13 protein-coding genes are annotated in these 15536 nt (G+C 58.2%); 9 read left to right on the top strand and 4 right to left on the bottom strand.

Going from position 1 to position 15536, the window contains the following annotated elements:
* The first annotated feature begins 78 nt into the window (after window positions 1–78).
* Window positions 79–888: an MOSC domain-containing protein gene (locus ACODS3_RS16990; protein ID WP_304574271.1), complete on the top strand. Its 810-nt coding sequence runs from the start codon at window positions 79–81 to the stop codon at window positions 886–888.
* Window positions 889–947: 59 nt separating this feature from the next.
* Here the strand turns inward: ACODS3_RS16990 and ACODS3_RS16995 are convergent, their stop codons facing one another.
* Window positions 948–2876: a transglycosylase SLT domain-containing protein gene (locus ACODS3_RS16995; RefSeq protein WP_201018561.1), complete on the bottom strand. Its 1929-nt coding sequence runs from the start codon at window positions 2874–2876 to the stop codon at window positions 948–950.
* A gap of 208 nt (window positions 2877–3084) precedes the next feature.
* Here ACODS3_RS16995 and ACODS3_RS17000 point away from each other — a divergent pair, with 208 nt between their 5' ends.
* Complete coding sequence (locus ACODS3_RS17000; RefSeq protein WP_201002753.1) at window positions 3085–4995, top strand: ATP-binding cassette domain-containing protein; 1911 nt, start codon at window positions 3085–3087, stop codon at window positions 4993–4995.
* 158 nt (window positions 4996–5153) lie between these two features.
* On the opposite strand, the gene ACODS3_RS17005 is transcribed toward ACODS3_RS17000, so the two are convergent.
* Window positions 5154–5594, bottom strand: a complete 441-nt coding sequence (locus tag ACODS3_RS17005) for a universal stress protein (protein WP_201002751.1) — start codon at window positions 5592–5594, stop codon at window positions 5154–5156.
* Window positions 5595–5837: 243 nt separating this feature from the next.
* Between ACODS3_RS17005 and ACODS3_RS17010 the strand changes: the two genes are divergently transcribed.
* From ACODS3_RS17010 to ACODS3_RS17040, 7 genes are all read left to right on the top strand, one after another.
* A complete protein-coding gene (locus ACODS3_RS17010; protein ID WP_201018562.1) occupies window positions 5838–6275 on the top strand; it encodes a hypothetical protein in 438 nt (145 codons plus the stop codon).
* A 585-nt stretch (window positions 6276–6860) separates the two neighbouring features.
* Window positions 6861–9008 carry a fatty acid oxidation complex subunit alpha FadB gene (fadB, locus tag ACODS3_RS17015; protein ID WP_201018563.1) on the top strand — a complete coding sequence of 716 codons (2148 nt, stop codon included), beginning with the start codon at window positions 6861–6863 and terminating at the stop codon, window positions 9006–9008.
* Window positions 9009–9030: 22 nt separating this feature from the next.
* On the top strand, window positions 9031–10206 hold the full coding sequence (gene fadA / locus ACODS3_RS17020) for an acetyl-CoA C-acyltransferase FadA (protein ID WP_201002745.1): 1176 nt from the start codon (window positions 9031–9033) through the stop codon (window positions 10204–10206).
* A 131-nt stretch (window positions 10207–10337) separates the two neighbouring features.
* Window positions 10338–10574: a DUF1653 domain-containing protein gene (locus ACODS3_RS17025; protein ID WP_201018564.1), complete on the top strand. Its 237-nt coding sequence runs from the start codon at window positions 10338–10340 to the stop codon at window positions 10572–10574.
* A gap of 113 nt (window positions 10575–10687) precedes the next feature.
* Window positions 10688–13300, top strand: coding sequence for a type I DNA topoisomerase (topA, locus tag ACODS3_RS17030; protein ID WP_201002741.1), 2613 nt, complete (start codon window positions 10688–10690; stop codon window positions 13298–13300).
* Window positions 13301–13425: 125 nt separating this feature from the next.
* On the top strand, window positions 13426–13947 hold the full coding sequence (locus tag ACODS3_RS17035; RefSeq protein WP_489035390.1) for a DUF6586 family protein: 522 nt from the start codon (window positions 13426–13428) through the stop codon (window positions 13945–13947).
* A gap of 63 nt (window positions 13948–14010) precedes the next feature.
* Window positions 14011–14244, top strand: a complete 234-nt coding sequence (locus tag ACODS3_RS17040) for a hypothetical protein (protein ID WP_025260738.1) — start codon at window positions 14011–14013, stop codon at window positions 14242–14244.
* A gap of 15 nt (window positions 14245–14259) precedes the next feature.
* On the opposite strand, the gene sulA is transcribed toward ACODS3_RS17040, so the two are convergent.
* Together sulA and lexA are read right to left on the bottom strand one after the other, a co-directional pair.
* Window positions 14260–14730, bottom strand: a complete 471-nt coding sequence (gene sulA, locus ACODS3_RS17045; protein ID WP_201002737.1) for an SOS-induced cell division inhibitor SulA — start codon at window positions 14728–14730, stop codon at window positions 14260–14262.
* Between the two features lie 9 nt (window positions 14731–14739).
* Window positions 14740–15348, bottom strand: coding sequence for a transcriptional repressor LexA (gene lexA, locus ACODS3_RS17050; RefSeq protein WP_025260736.1), 609 nt, complete (start codon window positions 15346–15348; stop codon window positions 14740–14742).
* Window positions 15349–15536 lie beyond the last annotated feature (188 nt).

The following is a 15536-nucleotide window of genomic DNA, read 5'->3' on the forward strand; positions in this document are numbered from 1 at the left end:
TTTGCTGCTTTGCCTTGGGTGCCTCGTATAAGCTGCGACGTTCATGTCGCAGTTTTTCGAGCTCCCAAGGAACAGGCAATGCTACGTCTCGCTTCTCTTTATCGTTTCCCCCTCAAATCATGCAAAGCCGAAGTACTGCAGCGCGCAGCCTTCGATGAACTGGGGCTGGCAGGCGACCGACGCTGGATGCTGGTGGACGCAAACAGCGGGCGTTTCTTCACTCAGCGTGCCTTGCCGCACATGTCTCAGTTGTCCGTACTGTGGAATGCCGCAGGCGGTGTGACCCTTTCTGCACCCGGTTTCCAGCCTCTTGATGTGGCTCTGCCTGCCAGTGTCGAGGCGAATCTGCGCGGTGTTACTGTCTGGCGCGATACCTTGCAGGTGCCGGATGCGGGAGAGGAGGCGGCTGCCTGGGTCAGCGAATTCATCGGCAAGCCGACCCGCATGGTCTACGTGCCGGTGGATCGTGCCCGCTCGCTGCCCAGTGGTTACGGCACGGCTGATGACAAGGTGTCGTTTGCCGATGGTTTTCCCTTGCTGCTGATCGGTCAGGGCTCGCTCGACGATCTGTCTGCCAGGATCGGTCGCCAGCAGGAGATGCTGCGCTTCAGGCCCAATCTGGTCATCGAAGGCGCCGAGGCCTTTGCCGAGGATGGCTGGAAACGTATCCGCATCGGCGAAATGGAGTTTCGTGTCCTCAAGCCTTGTGCGCGTTGCATCCTGACCACCATCGATCCGGCGACAGGCGTACGCAGCGAAGACCGTGAGCCGCTGACTACGTTGAAGACCTATCGCGAAATGGAGGGCGATGTGATGTTCGGCCAGAATCTGGTCAATGACGGGCCTGGGGTTCTGGAAGTGGGGATGAAGGTCGAGATTCTCGAATAACCTGCCGCCTGAGTGGTGTGGGCAAGGCAGCGTGCAACTGCCTTGCCTCTGATCAGCTTTTACAGGTCGTCGAAGAAGCGCTCATGCCAGTCCACCAGCGGCTGTGGTGAATTGAGCTTCTGCCCGTAGATCACGGAATAAGACAGCACGTTCTGCACGTACTGGCGGGTTTCATCGAAGGGAATGCTTTCTACCCAGACATCGAATGCCAGATGGTTGGCGCCCTTGAGCCATTGGCGAACGCGGCCGGGGCCTGCGTTGTAGGCGGCGGAGGCGAGCACGCGGTTGCCGTTGAACTGGCCGTGTACCTGGCTCAGATAGGCAGCACCAAGCTGAATGTTCTTGTCCGGATCAAACACCTGCTGCGGCGATGCCAGTGGAATGCTGAACTTGCGGGCTGTTTCCTTGGCGGTGGCCGGCATCAGTTGCATCAGGCCGCTGGCGCCCACGCCTGAGCGGGCATCGTCCATGAATGCGCTTTCCTGGCGGGTAATGGCAAACACCCAGCTTGAATGCAGGCCGCGTACCTTGGCTTCGCGCACCAGTGTGTCGCGATGCGCCATCGGGAAGCGGATATCCAGATCGTCCCAGTACTGCGCCTGACTGATGGTCCGGATCGCCGGGAAATACCATTTCATGTCATAGGCCAGTCTGGCCTGGGCAACCATTTCATCGCGGCTGAACAGGCGGCTGACGTGATACCACTCACGACGGCCGTCGACGATTTCGCCGCGATCATGAAACTCCAGGGCGCGACGTATGCCCGGCGTGTTGCGCACCTTGTTGACCAGCGCAGGGCTGAGCACCAGTGGCTTGTTATTGAGCTGGTAAGCGCTTTGAGTGCGATCAGCCGCCAGGAAGCCATAGAAATCACGCTCCTTGGCCACGTCCTTGTAGAGGCTCGGGATCAGAGGGTTGTTCGGCTGGGCAAGCTCCAGTGCGCGAGCTTCCCAATAGCGCCAGCGGTTGGTGCTGGCCAGATCCTTGGGCAGTCGGCGTGCAAGTTCGTAGGCATCTTCCCAGCGTCCCAGGCGCAACAGCAGGCGCAGACGCCATTCGGTCACGGTGTTGTCGCGCAGTTCGGGGTCATATTTGGTCATGACCTCCAGAGCGCGATCGTCGTAGCGACGGGCCAGGGTCAAGCCGATTTCCTTGGCGATCTCCACCTGTTCTTCACGGGAGAAGTGCATGGTCGCGGCATAGCCGTCGAGCATGGCCATGGCTTTTTGCGGGTCCTGTCTGGCCAGGCGGCGCAAGCCAAGGCCTACGACATCGGACATGGCCTCATCCACCGGGGTGAACTGCGCCGGGTTATTGAGCATTTCCGGCTTCTGGGCCACGGCCAGCAGCAACTTGCCTTGGGGGGCGAGGGAATTGAGGCTGTTGACCAGAGTGTTTGCCAGCGTGTAGTTGCGAGCCTGTGCTGCCAGCTTGGCGCGTTGCCAGCGTTTTTGCTCGGTCAACTGGCCGGCGGCTGCCCACTGGCTGAAGAGTGCGTCGCAGGCGTCTGGCTGGGTCTTGCCGGTCATCCACAGCTTTTCGGCGTTGGCATAGCCTTCGGCGCGCAGATTGTTGTTCAACTGGTATTGGCCATACAGGCAGTCCAGTTCGACAAAGTTCATCTTGGGGCTGTAGTACTTGACGAAGGTCTGCCAGTCGCCACGTTCGGCCAGCCAGCGTAACCAGCGCAGTTTCATCCAGTTGGCCTGGGGCAGGTCGTCGTGCTCGGCCAGGAATCTTTCGATCTCCTGATTGCTTGCAGTCTTGAGGCGCGCAGTCAGTTCGTCGTATTCGAGATAAGGCTCCAGCGGGTAGGTGGCCAGCGCTGACTTGTACATCTGATAAGGGCCTGAGTCGCCTTTGGCCAGTGCCCGTTTTGCTTCGTCGTAATATTTGCGTTGTTGGCCGAGATCTGCCGCGTGAGCGTTCTGTGCCGCAGTGGCAGACAGCAACAGGCAGGATAAGAAACTGAACAAACGACTGCGCATGAGACTTCCGAGCAGAGTGAATCGTGAAAAGTGTCGCTAGCTTAGCCTTTTGCCAGCCTCGGGTGAAAGCATTGCCGAAGGCTGTAATGAATGCGAATGAAACCAGATGTTATAAGGACTTTGCGGGTTGCCCGGTGCAGGGTGGCATGAATGCCGACATCTGTCGGTTATCTCAGGTAGAATGCGCGCCCGGTTTTTGGAGAAGATCATGACCCTGCTCAAATTCAGCGATGTGTCCCTTGCTTTCGGCGCCATGCCGTTGTTGGACAAGGTGTCCTGGCAGATCGCCCGTGGTGAGCGGGTGTGCATCATCGGCCGTAACGGTACAGGCAAATCCAGCATGTTGAAGCTGGTCAAGGGCGTGCAGAAGCCCGATGACGGCGCTGTCTGGCGTGCGCCTGGCCTCAAGATCGGCGAGTTGCCACAGGAATTGCCCGTGGCCGATGACCGGACGGTCTTCGACGTGGTTGCCGAAGGTCTGGATGGCGTGGGTGCCTTGCTCGCCCAATACCACCACCTTGCCCAGAACTGCGTGACCGAGGACGACCTCAACAAGCTCATGCATGTCCAGCAGGAACTCGAAGCCCGTGACGGCTGGCGCCTGCAGCAACTGGTCGACAGTACCTTGAGCCGTCTGCAACTGCCCGCCGACAAGACCCTGGCCGAGTTGTCCGGTGGCTGGCGTCGTCGTGTGCTGCTGGCCCAGGCGCTGGTTTCCGAGCCGGATCTGCTGCTGCTCGACGAACCGACCAACCACCTGGATATCGGCGCAATCGCCTGGCTGGAAGAAGCCCTCAAGGATTTCCAGGGTGCTGTGTTGTTCATCACCCACGACCGGGCATTCCTGCAAAACCTGGCGACCCGTATTCTGGAGCTCGACCGTGGTGGCCTGATCGACTGGAATGGCGACTACGCCAGCTTCCTGGTTCACAAGGAAGCCGCGCTGGCTGCCGAAGAAACGGCCAATGCGCTGTTCGACAAGCGTCTGGCCCAGGAAGAAGTCTGGATTCGTCAGGGGATCAAGGCCCGTCGCACCCGTAACGAAGGTCGCGTGCGCGCCCTCAAGGCCTTGCGCGTCGAACGTAGCGAGCGTCGTGAGCGCACCGGCAAGGCCAATATCCAGCTCGATACTGCCGAGAAATCCGGCAAGCAGGTGATGGTGCTGGAAAACGTCAGCTTCGCGCATCCGGGTGGCCCGACGCTGATCAAGGATTTCTCCATGGTCCTGCAGCGCGAGGATCGTATCGGCCTGCTGGGTGCCAACGGTACCGGCAAGACCACATTGCTCAAGCTGATGCTGGACAACCTGCAGCCTACCGAAGGCAAGGTGGAAGTCGGCACTCGCCTGGACGTTGCCTACTTCGACCAGTTGCGTCACCAGCTCGACCTGGAAAAGACCGTTATCGATAACGTGGCCGAAGGCCGTGACTTCATCGATATCGATGGTCAGAGCCGTCACGTCCTGAGCTACCTGGGCGATTTCCTGTTCAGCCCGCAGCGTGCGCGTACGCCGGTCAAGGCGTTGTCCGGTGGCGAGCGTGCCCGTCTGTTGCTGGCCAAGCTGTTCAGCAAGCCAGCCAACCTGCTGGTGCTCGACGAACCGACCAACGACCTGGACGTGGAAACCCTGGAGTTGCTCGAAGAAGTGCTGCTGACCTTCAAGGGCACGGTGCTGATGGTCAGCCACGACCGTGCATTCCTGGACAACGTGGTCACCAGTACTCTGGTCTTCGAGGGTGAGGGCAAGGTTCGTGAGTACGTCGGCGGCTATCAGGACTGGTTGCGTCAGGGCGGTTCGCCGCGCTTGCTGGGTGTCACCGACACCAAGTCAGGCAAGGCCGAGCTGAACACTGCCGTGGTGCAGGCTGCGCCTGTAGCGGCTCAGGAAATGCCTGTTGCCAAAAAGAAGCTCAGCTACAAGCAGCAACGTGAGCTGGAAGCCTTGCCGGGGCAGATCGATGAAGTGGAAGGGGCGATTGCCGCTCTGACTGCAGAAATGGCCGAGCCGGGTTTCTATCAGCGCTCTTCCGAGCAGACCACTGCCGTGCTGGCGCAGGTCGAGAGCATGCAGGCGCAGCTCGATGCGTTGCTGGAGCGCTGGGCCGAACTGGACGAGTGAGCCGAACCCGGTAGGAGCGAATTTATTCGCGAGACGTCATTGAGGGCGATACGTTTTTCGGATGTATCGGCCTTTCGCGAATGAATTCGCTCCTACGCCGGTAGTTTGATGCAAAAAAGCCCGGGACAGATGCCCGGGCTTTTCGCTGGTAAATATGTTTACTCAGGCTTCTTGAGGCGTACAGCCAGCACATCGCAAGGTGCGCCATGCAGGACGTCATTGGCGGTCGAGCCCAGTAGCAGCGCCAGGCCGTGGCGGCCATGGCTGCCAACGACGATCAGGTCGCACTTCTGGTTCTTGGCCAGTTGATGGATTTCCTGACGAGGCTGTCCGTAAACCAGATGGCTTTCGCCTGCCTTGATGTCCGGGTACTTTTCCTTCAGTTTTTCCAGCTTTTCCTTGGCTTGATCGAACTGCTGCTGTTGCAGTTGCGACAGATCCATCGGAACGTCGCCCCCGAAGGCCATCGCCATGGGTTCGACAATATGCACCATTGACAGGGTTGCGTCGCTGGCCTGGGCCAGTACACGGGCGCGACGAATGACTGGATCGCACTCTTCAGTGAGGTCAATGGCAACCAGGATGTGTTGATACGACATGAGGAGGTCCTCCGAGAGGATTGCGATAATGGTGAGTATGGCTTCTTCGCACGCTTATGGGCAGACCCTTTTGCAAGCCATTGTTCTTGTGATTGTTTTTAGTGATACGAAAGCTGGCGAGCAAGGGCGCTATCCGCTCTGCGGTTCTTTCGGGTGATCTCCTTTTCGACTCGCATTTGATGCCGGGTATTTCCGGATGCGGCGACTTTTCGTACTGAGCCTGATTGGGCGGGGACAAGAAATATGACGACCTTGGTGGTTCTGTCAATCATTTGTGTGATGTTGAGCCCGCTCGTATGGCTGCGGCCCTCACGTCAGCAGAGCGGCAGAATGGCTTTGCGCCTGGAGGCCCGGCGTCTGGGGATGGCCATGCAATTGGCACCTCAGGAATGGCCGCACTGGCTTGCCAAGGAGCCGCCAAGCCCTTGCGCTCAATATCACCGGCCTCGTTCGGGAGCGCAGATGGCATGTTGGGCCTACTGGCAGAGCGAACCGGGTGTCTGGCTCAATCGCTGGCGCGAGCCCTGTGAGGACGCCGGGCTGCTAAATCATTTCAATACGTTGCCGGCGGACGTGTTCAAGGTCGAGGCTGACGGGCAGATGATTGCGCTGTACTGGGGGGAGAGGGGAGAGCCGCAGGTCTTGCTGAAAATCGATGCCGTTCTCAAGGCGCTGGCCTGAGAAACGATTGATTTGCAGGCATTAAAAAGCCCGATAACAGCATCGGGCTGGGGGTTGGCCAGGCAGGCCGATAATTCTGGGTGCTACGGTGCAATGCCGTAGATCACCGATCTGCTCGTATGCGGTTCATTTCGCGATGAACGGCTTCTCATGCAGTGCGCTGACTGTAGACCTTCCGCTCTGTTTTGTCGCGTTTTTCCTGAGTCTTTTTCGTCTGTGAGCATCAACGGTGCAAAAAAGGCCATGCGGGCTTTGCTGCGAGCTTTGCATTATCACTTTTTTGAATGGGCCCAAATCAAACTTGGGGCCTGGGTGACGATCCGGTCTGCAATCTGGCCAATCCGCCGTTTTTATTGATGTTTCGTCGAATTGACAATTATCGGGTTTTGCCTGATGGTGTGCATACCCAAATCAAACGGGCGTATGAATTGATCGTTTGGTCGTCAGACGGCTCTGACAGAACTCTGACTACCACGTCGGCGGGTGTGCTTGATTTGGCGTGTTCATCGACGGCGACGTCGTAGTCTCGTCGAACGTTAACGTTCGGCGAGTATTGTTCAGCTTCCCTATTGTGGAGATCAGTTGATGATTTACGAAGGTAAAGCCATCACGGTTAAGGCTCTTGAAAGTGGCATCGTCGAGTTGAAATTCGACCTCAAGGGTGAGTCCGTCAACAAGTTCAATCGCCTGACCCTGAACGAGCTGCGTCAGGTGGTGGATGTCCTCAAGGCCGACGCTTCTGTCAAAGGTGTGATTGTCACCAGCGGCAAGGACGTGTTCATTGTCGGCGCCGACATCACCGAGTTCGTTGACAACTTCAAGCTGCCGGAAAGCGAGCTGGTTGCCGGCAACCTTGAGGCCAACAAGATCTTCAGTGACTTCGAGGACCTGGGCGTTCCTACGGTGGTTGCCATCAATGGCATCGCACTGGGCGGTGGCCTGGAGATGTGTCTGGCAGCGGATTACCGTGTCATCGCCAGCACGGCGAAGATTGGTCTGCCAGAGGTCAAGCTGGGCATATACCCCGGATTTGGCGGCACGGTTCGTCTGCCGCGCATCATCGGGGCCGACAACGCCATCGAATGGATCGCCTCCGGCAAGGAAAACACTGCTGACGACGCGCTCAAGGTCGGCGCTGTCGATGCCGTGGTCATCCCTGAAAAACTTCAGGCTGCAGCCCTGGACCTGATCAAGCGTGCCATCAGCGGCGAGTTCGATTACAAGGCCAAGCGTCAGCCAAAGCTGGACAAGCTCAAGCTCAATGCCATTGAACAGATGATGGCATTCGAAACAGCCAAGGGTTTTGTCGCAGGTCAAGCCGGACCGAATTATCCGGCTCCCGTAGAAGCCATCAAGACCATCCAGAAAGCCGCCAACTTCGGTCGCGACAAGGCTCTGGAAGTCGAAGCTGCCGGTTTCGTGAAAATGGCCAAGACTTCTGCCGCGCAGAGTCTGATCGGCCTGTTCCTGAACGATCAGGAACTGAAAAAGAAATCCAAGGCTTACGATGCGCTCGCCAAGGACGTGAAACAGGCGGCCGTACTGGGCGCCGGGATCATGGGCGGCGGTATCGCTTATCAGTCGGCGGTGAAAGGCACGCCGATCCTGATGAAGGATATCCGCGAAGAAGCCATCCAGTTGGGCCTCAATGAAGCTTCCAAGCTGCTGGGCGGCCGTGTCGACAAAGGCCGTCTGACACCTGCCAAGATGGCTGAAGCCCTCAATGCGATTCGCCCGACCCTGTCCTATGGCGATTTCGGCAACGTCGATCTGGTGGTCGAAGCCGTGGTCGAGAATCCCAAGGTCAAGCAGGCCGTGCTGGCTGAAGTTGAAGCCAATGTGGCTGAAAACACCATTCTGGCCTCCAACACCTCGACCATTTCCATCAGCTTGCTGGCTCAGGCCCTCAAGCGTCCGGAAAACTTCGTCGGTATGCACTTCTTCAACCCGGTACACATGATGCCGCTGGTCGAAGTCATCCGGGGCGAGAAGTCCAGCGAGGAAGCTGTGGCAACCACCGTTGCCTACGCCAAGAAAATGGGCAAGAACCCGATTGTGGTCAACGACTGCCCGGGCTTCCTGGTCAACCGTGTCCTGTTCCCGTACTTCGGTGGTTTCGCCAAGCTGATCAGCGCCGGTGTGGACTTCGTACGCATCGACAAGGTCATGGAGAAGTTCGGTTGGCCCATGGGGCCTGCGTACCTGATGGACGTGGTCGGTATCGACACCGGTCACCATGGTCGTGACGTCATGGCCGAAGGTTTCCCGGATCGCATGAAGGACGACCGTCGTTCTGCCGTGGATGTGCTGTATGAGGCCAGGCGCCTTGGCCAGAAGAACGGCAAGGGCTTCTATGCCTACGAGACAGACAAGAAGGGCAAGCCTAAAAAGGTCAGCGATCCTGCCGTACTGGACGTTCTCAAGCCGATTGTCTACGAGCAGCGTGAAGTGAGCGATGAAGACATCATCAACTGGATGATGATCCCGCTGTGCATGGAAACCGTGCGCTGCCTGGAAGACGGCATCGTTGAAACCGCCGCTGAAGCCGACATGGGCTTGATCTACGGCATCGGTTTCCCTCCGTTCCGTGGTGGTGCGCTGCGTTACATCGACTCCATCGGCGTCGCCCAATTCGTTGCCCTCGCTGACCAATATGCCGAGCTGGGTGCCTTGTATCAACCGACCGCGAAGCTGCGTGAAATGGCCAGTAAAGGCCAGAGCTTCTTCGGTTAAGCGCCTTCTGAGGAATGAACGTATGAGCTTGAATCCAAGAGACGTCGTGATTGTCGACTTCGGTCGCACCCCGATGGGCCGCTCCAAGGGCGGCATGCACCGCAACACCCGCGCTGAAGACATGTCGGCGCACCTGATCAGCAAGCTGCTGGAGCGCAACGCGAAGATCGACCCGGCCGAGGTGGAAGATGTCATCTGGGGCTGCGTCAACCAGACCCTGGAGCAAGGCTGGAACATCGCGCGCATGGCGTCGTTGCTGACCCAGATCCCGCACACCTCGGCGGCCCAGACCGTGAGCCGCCTGTGTGGTTCGTCCATGAGCGCGCTGCATACCGCGGCACAGGCAATCATGACCGGCAACGGCGATGTATTCGTGATCGGTGGTGTCGAGCATATGGGCCACGTCGGGATGATGCATGGCGTCGACCCGAACCCGCACATGTCCCTGTACGCCGCCAAGGCGTCGGGCATGATGGGCCTGACTGCCGAAATGCTCGGCAAGATGCACGGCATTACCCGTGAGCAACAGGACGCCTTCGGTCTGCGCTCCCACCAGCTTGCCCACAAGGCAACGCTTGAGGGCAAGTTCAAGGACGAGATCATCCCGATGCAGGGTTATGACGAAGACGGTTTCCTCAAGGTTTTCGACTATGACGAAACCATCCGTCCCGATACCACCCTTGAAAGTCTTGCGGCGCTCAAGCCTGCATTCAACCCCAAGGGCGGTACTGTGACGGCGGGTACGTCATCGCAGATCACCGATGGTGCGTCGTGCATGATCGTCATGTCCGCCCAGCGTGCCAAGGACCTGGGTATCCAGCCGATGGCAGTGATCCGCTCCATGGCTGTGGCGGGCGTTGACCCGGCAATCATGGGTTACGGTCCTGTGCCGGCAACTCAGAAAGCCCTCAAGCGCGCAGGTCTGAGCATTGCCGATATCGACTTCTTCGAGCTCAATGAAGCCTTCGCTGCACAGGCCTTGCCAGTGCTCAAGGATTTGAAAGTGCTCGACAAGATGAACGAGAAGGTTAATCTGAACGGCGGTGCTATCGCCTTGGGCCATCCGTTTGGATGTTCCGGTGCGCGTATTTCGGGTACTTTGCTCAATGTAATGAAGCAGAATGGCGGCAATCTCGGTGTCTCGACCATGTGCATTGGTCTGGGGCAGGGCATTTCCACTGTTTTTGAACGCATCTGAGTTTTTCGGGGCCTGTTGTTGTCAACAGGCCTTGAAATGATGCGAGCCGGGGCCGGGTCCCCGGCTTTTGTATTTTGGAAAAAGCAATTTTTTTACCCGTTGTTTCAGTCATGTTTCACGAGGGCAACAGCATGCAATTACAGCCAGGGCTCTACCGCCATTACAAAGGCCCGGAGTACCGGGTGTTCAGCGTTGCGCGGCATTCCGAGACCGAGGAAGAAGTGGTGTTCTATCAGGCTCTTTACGGTGATTTCGGGATGTGGGTACGTCCTTTGAGCATGTTCCAGGAGTCCGTCGAGGTTGACGGCGAGCAAGTGCCACGCTTTGCTTTGGTTCAGGTCGAGCCAAGTCTCTTTACCCGTCCGTGAGTCGGGATCGCACAACAGCCTGTGCTTGACCTCACTCTGTTGCCACTATATATAGCGTGGCCTTTATAAGCTGCACTCCGTCTTTCATCTAGTTTTCAGGAATTTTCTGATCCATGGGCAAATCGCTGGTCATCGTGGAATCCCCGGCTAAGGCCAAGACCATCAACAAGTATTTGGGCAACCAGTACGTGGTGAAGTCGAGTATCGGCCATATCCGAGACCTGCCCACCAGCGGTTCGGCTAGTGCCGCCAAGGAACCTGCCGCAAAGCGTGGCAAGGCAACTGCGAGCGAAGCGCCCGCACTGAGTCCCAAGGAGAAGGCCCGGCGCCAGTTGGTGTCGCGCATGGGCGTCGACCCCGAACACGGCTGGAAGGCCAAATACGAAATCCTTCCCGGCAAGGAAAAGGTGATCGAAGAGCTGCGCAAGCTCGCCAAGGATGCCGACACCATCTATCTCGCAACGGACTTGGACCGCGAAGGGGAAGCCATTGCCTGGCACCTGCGCGAAGCCATCGGTGGAGATGACAGCCGCTTCAAGCGCGTGGTGTTCAACGAAATCACCAAGAAAGCCATCCAGGAAGCCTTTTCAAAGCCAGGCGAGCTGGATATCGCCCGTGTGAACGCCCAGCAGGCCCGTCGCTTCCTCGACCGCGTCGTGGGCTACATGGTGTCGCCGCTGCTCTGGCAAAAGGTTGCCCGTGGCCTGTCAGCCGGTCGTGTGCAATCGGTTGCCGTGAAGCTGGTGGTTGAGCGTGAGCGTGAGATTCGCGCGTTCAATCCTGAAGAGTATTGGGAAATCCATGCCGACCTGGGCACTGCCAAGGGCGCCAATGTGCGCTTTGAAGTCGCCAGGGAAAACGGTGAGGCCTTCAAGCCGCTCAACGAAGCCCAGGCCATGGCGGCTCTGGAAAAGCTCAAGGCTTCCAGCTACAGCATCGTCAAGCGCGAAGACAAGCCGACCAGCAGCAAGCCGTCGGCACCGTTCATCACCTCCACTCTGCAGCAGGCTGCCAGTAACCGCCTGGGCTTTGGCGTGAAGAAAACCATGATGATGGCCCAGCGCTTGTATGAAGCGGGCTACATCACCTACATGCGTACCGACTCCACCAACCTGTCGGCCGATGCCGTCAGTATGGCGCGCACCTACATCGAGACTGAGTTCGGCAAGAAATACCTGCCGGAATCCCCGAATGTCTACAGCAGCAAGGAAGGCGCACAAGAGGCTCACGAAGCGATTCGTCCGTCCGACGTCAATACCCATCCAAGCAAGCTGACAGGCATGGAGCGTGATGCCGAGCGCCTTTACGAGTTGATCTGGCGCCAGTTCGTGGCCTGCCAGATGCCTCCGGCTCAGTACCTGTCGACCACGGTCAGCGTTGCTGCCGGTGATTTCGAGCTGCGTGCCAAGGGCCGCATCCTGAAGTTCGACGGTTACACCCGCGTATTGCCGCAGATATCCAAACCGGGCGATGACGGCGTGTTGCCGGACATGGCTCAGGGCGAAACCCTGAAACTGGTGACACTGGACCCGAGCCAGCACTTCACCAAGCCGCCAGCGCGTTACTCCGAAGCAAGCCTGGTCAAGGAAATGGAAAAGCGCGGTATCGGTCGTCCTTCGACCTATGCGGCGATCATTTCGACCATTCAGGACCGTGGCTACGTTGCATTGCATAATCGCCGTTTCTACTCGGAAAAAATGGGCGATATCGTGACCGGTCGCCTGTCCGAGAGCTTTTCCAACCTGATGGACTACGGCTTTACCGCCGGGATGGAAGAGAACCTCGACGATGTGGCCCAGGGGCAGCGTGACTGGAAGAACGTGCTGGACGAGTTCTACGGCGACTTCCGCAAGAAGCTCGAAGTGGCCGAGGCTCCCGACAGCGGCATGCGCGCCAACCAGCCGGTAATGACCGACATTCCGTGCAAGGTGTGTGGTCGCCCGATGCAGATCCGTACCGCGTCGACTGGTGTATTCCTCGGTTGCTCGGGCTACAGCCTGCCGCCGAAGGAGCGCTGCAAGGCAACGGTCAACCTGACGCCCGGTGACGAGATCGCCGAGGATGACGAAGGTGAGTCCGAATCCCGCGTATTGCGTGGCAAGCATCGCTGCCCGGTCTGCAGCACGGCCATGGATGCCTATCTGCTGGATGAGAAACACAAGCTGCATATCTGCGGCAACAACCCGGATTGCTCGGGTTACGAGATCGAAGAGGGTACTTACCGGATCAAGGGCTACGAAGGTCCGAGCCTTGAGTGCGACAAGTGCGGCAGTGAGATGCAGCTCAAGACCGGGCGTTTCGGCAAGTTCTTCGGCTGTACCAATGCCGAGTGCAAGAACACCCGCAAGCTGCTCAAGAGCGGTGATGCCGCACCACCGAAGATGGACCCGGTGAAGATGCCTGAGCTCAAGTGCGACAAGGTTGATGACACCTACATCCTGCGCGACGGTGCTTCCGGCCTGTTCCTGGCCGCAAGCCAGTTCCCGAAGAACCGCGAAACCCGTGCGCCGTTGGTCATTGAGATTGTGCCGCACAAGGATGAAATCGATCCCAAGTATCACTTCCTCTGCGAAGCGCCGAAGAAAGACCCCGATGGCCGTCCGGCGGTAATCCGTTACAGCCGCAAAACCAAAGAGCAATATGTCCAGACCGAAGTGGAAGGCAAGCCGACCGGCTGGCGTGCTTTCTATGATGGTGGTGTCTGGAAGGTCGAAGACAAGCGCTGACCGAAGTTGCCCGGCGTCAGTCGGGCACAGGTTGTCCAGAGAGGCTCTTGGCGGGGTTGTCCTGTCGGGAGCTTTGGTGCTTGTGGCTATGTTCTTTTTATCTGACCGTTATGGAGAATGCTGCCATGGCTCATGAGCTCTATACCCGCACCAACCAGAAGATCTACTTTGCCGGGCTTGCGCTTGAAGCGCTGGGCAAGGCTGAAAAAGGGCAGGCCATCAATGCTCAGGCGCTGCTTCAGGCCGAGCGTGAAGCTGTCCTGTTTCATTTGTATGGCGCGCTGCTGGGGTTGTGTCATGAGATTGCCGGTTTCTACCGCTTGCCTCAGGCCAATGCGCCTCGTGCCGAACTGCTGCTGACTCAGGAAGTGCTGGATGCCGTGGCGATCCCGGAGATGGCTGAACTGGTCGAGCTGGCGCGGCATCGGGAAACCTGGCTGGCGCAGCTTCTTGCGGCCTACAACGCCTTGTTCGAGCCGCCTCGCGCACCCAAGGCCCCGAAGGGAGACGTGACCCAGCCGATGATTGTCGCGGTAAATCTGGATGATGAGCCTGCATTTGAGTTGGGTCGTGAGGAACTGGAAGGCTGGCGGCAACAACTAAAGGGTCTGGCCATTCGTTTTCGTGAAGGCTTGAGCGAGTGCTAAAACCAATGATCTACAAGCTGGCAGACTGGTACAATGTCGGCCTTTCGCGGAGTATTTGTCCTGATGCCTACCTCTTTTCTTGAAATTGTCGAACTACCTGACGGCCGCATAGAATTGCGTCGTGCCGATGATGAAGGGGCGCTGGTTACCCTTGATTTCTCGGCGGATGCCAAGTCTTTCATGCAGGGTCAGCATGTCGAGATTGCCAAGGCGATGCTGAGCGTAGGTGTGCAGATGGCCGGACGATTGGCTGAAGGTGAGCTTGAGAAGGACTCGGGGCCTCGGGTCCTTCATTGACGACTGGGCAATCAATCAGCCCAGTCGAATATTCAAACTCTGCGCATCCCCGATCCGCGCCGCCTTCACCAGTTGCTGACGAGCAGCGGAACCCAGCGGATTGATCCAGCTGACTACCGTATGACTGCGTCCCAGTCTGAGTGCTTCGCGAGTCAACTCCAGTGCGCTTTGATTTCCCCGAGGTTGCAATAGCAGGATTCGCTCTCTGTTGAGCCCTGCATCCCTTAGCCATGTCTGGGTAAGGCTTGGGGGTGGTGCAATCAGAGTCAGCCAGCGGTCGTTGGTGTCCTGGCTCAGTTCCCGAAGGATAGGTGCCATAAGGCTCAGGCAGCTCCCGGCCGCGCCACGCAATGTCAGTTCACTGAAGGCTTCTGGCTCGCTGCCCCAGGCCTTTTCGGTATCTTCGGCAATCATCGGGGCGAGTGGCTGGGCCAGGAACGCCTCGAACAGTGGTAATTGCGTGTGCGGTGCTTGATGGAACTGCATAACGTCTCCTTAGCGGCGAATGACGCCGACACTCAGGCCTTCGATCACCAGCTCCTGATCCTTGAGATCGACCTCGATGGGTGCGAACTCCGGGTTTTCAGCAATGAGCCAGACCTTGCTGCCTTCACGTTTGAAGCGTTTTACCGTGACCTCGTCGCCGATCCGTGCCACGACGATCTGGCCGTTGCGGGCCTCGCGAGTGGTATGCACGGCCAGCAGGTCGCCGTCCAGAATGCCGATGTCCTTCATGCTCATGCCGTGTACCCGAAGCAGGTAATCGGCACTTGGGTGGAAGAAGGTCGGGTTGATGTTGCAGGACTCTTCGATATGTTGCTGGGCCAGGATCGGGGCGCCGGCAGCAACGCGACCGATGATGGGCAGGCTGTTTTCGTCGGGCTTGGCTTCAAAGCCCGGAATGCGGATGCCGCGTGATGCGCCCGGAGTCATTTCAATGGCGCCCTTGCGGGCCAGTGCCTTGAGGTGTTCTTCGGCCGCGTTGGGAGATTTGAAACCCAGTTCCTGAGCGATTTCGGCGCGGGTAGGCGGGTAGCCATTGTCTTCGAGGCAGCGTTTGATAAAGCCCAGAATCTCGGCTTGGCGTGGCGTCAGTTTGATCATGGCGAGCGCTCTGTCTTTTTATACAGTGACTGGGATTATATACAGTGAAAGCGTGTTGGCAATCGTCCTTTTTATTTTCGTCGCCGGACGGTCGCTACAGTCCGTCGCCTGGAGGCTCGATACGTGACTGTTCGGCCACAATATGAACGCCCGCGCTTGACAAGAGGCCCGGCTGATACGTATGTTTC

The sequence above is a fragment of the Pseudomonas sp. FG43 genome, assembly GCF_057809175.1.

Excerpts from the sequence above, each read along its gene's own strand:
- ACODS3_RS17025 (WP_201018564.1), top strand. The coding sequence starts at position 10,338 with ATGCAATTACAGCCAGGGCTCTACCGCCATTACAAAGGCCCGGAGTAC.
- ACODS3_RS17040 (WP_025260738.1), top strand. The coding sequence starts at position 14,011 with ATGCCTACCTCTTTTCTTGAAATTGTCGAACTACCTGACGGCCGCATA.
- ACODS3_RS17035 (WP_489035390.1), top strand. The coding sequence starts at position 13,426 with ATGGCTCATGAGCTCTATACCCGCACCAACCAGAAGATCTACTTTGCC.
- ACODS3_RS16990 (WP_304574271.1), top strand. The coding sequence starts at position 79 with ATGCTACGTCTCGCTTCTCTTTATCGTTTCCCCCTCAAATCATGCAAA.
- ACODS3_RS17000 (WP_201002753.1), top strand. The coding sequence starts at position 3,085 with ATGACCCTGCTCAAATTCAGCGATGTGTCCCTTGCTTTCGGCGCCATG.
- ACODS3_RS16995 (WP_201018561.1), bottom strand. The coding sequence starts at position 2,876 with ATGCGCAGTCGTTTGTTCAGTTTCTTATCCTGCCTGTTGCTGTCTGCC.
- ACODS3_RS17005 (WP_201002751.1), bottom strand. The coding sequence starts at position 5,594 with ATGTCGTATCAACACATCCTGGTTGCCATTGACCTCACTGAAGAGTGC.
- fadB (WP_201018563.1), top strand. The coding sequence starts at position 6,861 with ATGATTTACGAAGGTAAAGCCATCACGGTTAAGGCTCTTGAAAGTGGC.
- topA (WP_201002741.1), top strand. The coding sequence starts at position 10,688 with ATGGGCAAATCGCTGGTCATCGTGGAATCCCCGGCTAAGGCCAAGACC.
- lexA (WP_025260736.1), bottom strand. The coding sequence starts at position 15,348 with ATGATCAAACTGACGCCACGCCAAGCCGAGATTCTGGGCTTTATCAAA.
- ACODS3_RS17010 (WP_201018562.1), top strand. The coding sequence starts at position 5,838 with ATGACGACCTTGGTGGTTCTGTCAATCATTTGTGTGATGTTGAGCCCG.
- sulA (WP_201002737.1), bottom strand. The coding sequence starts at position 14,730 with ATGCAGTTCCATCAAGCACCGCACACGCAATTACCACTGTTCGAGGCG.
- fadA (WP_201002745.1), top strand. The coding sequence starts at position 9,031 with ATGAGCTTGAATCCAAGAGACGTCGTGATTGTCGACTTCGGTCGCACC.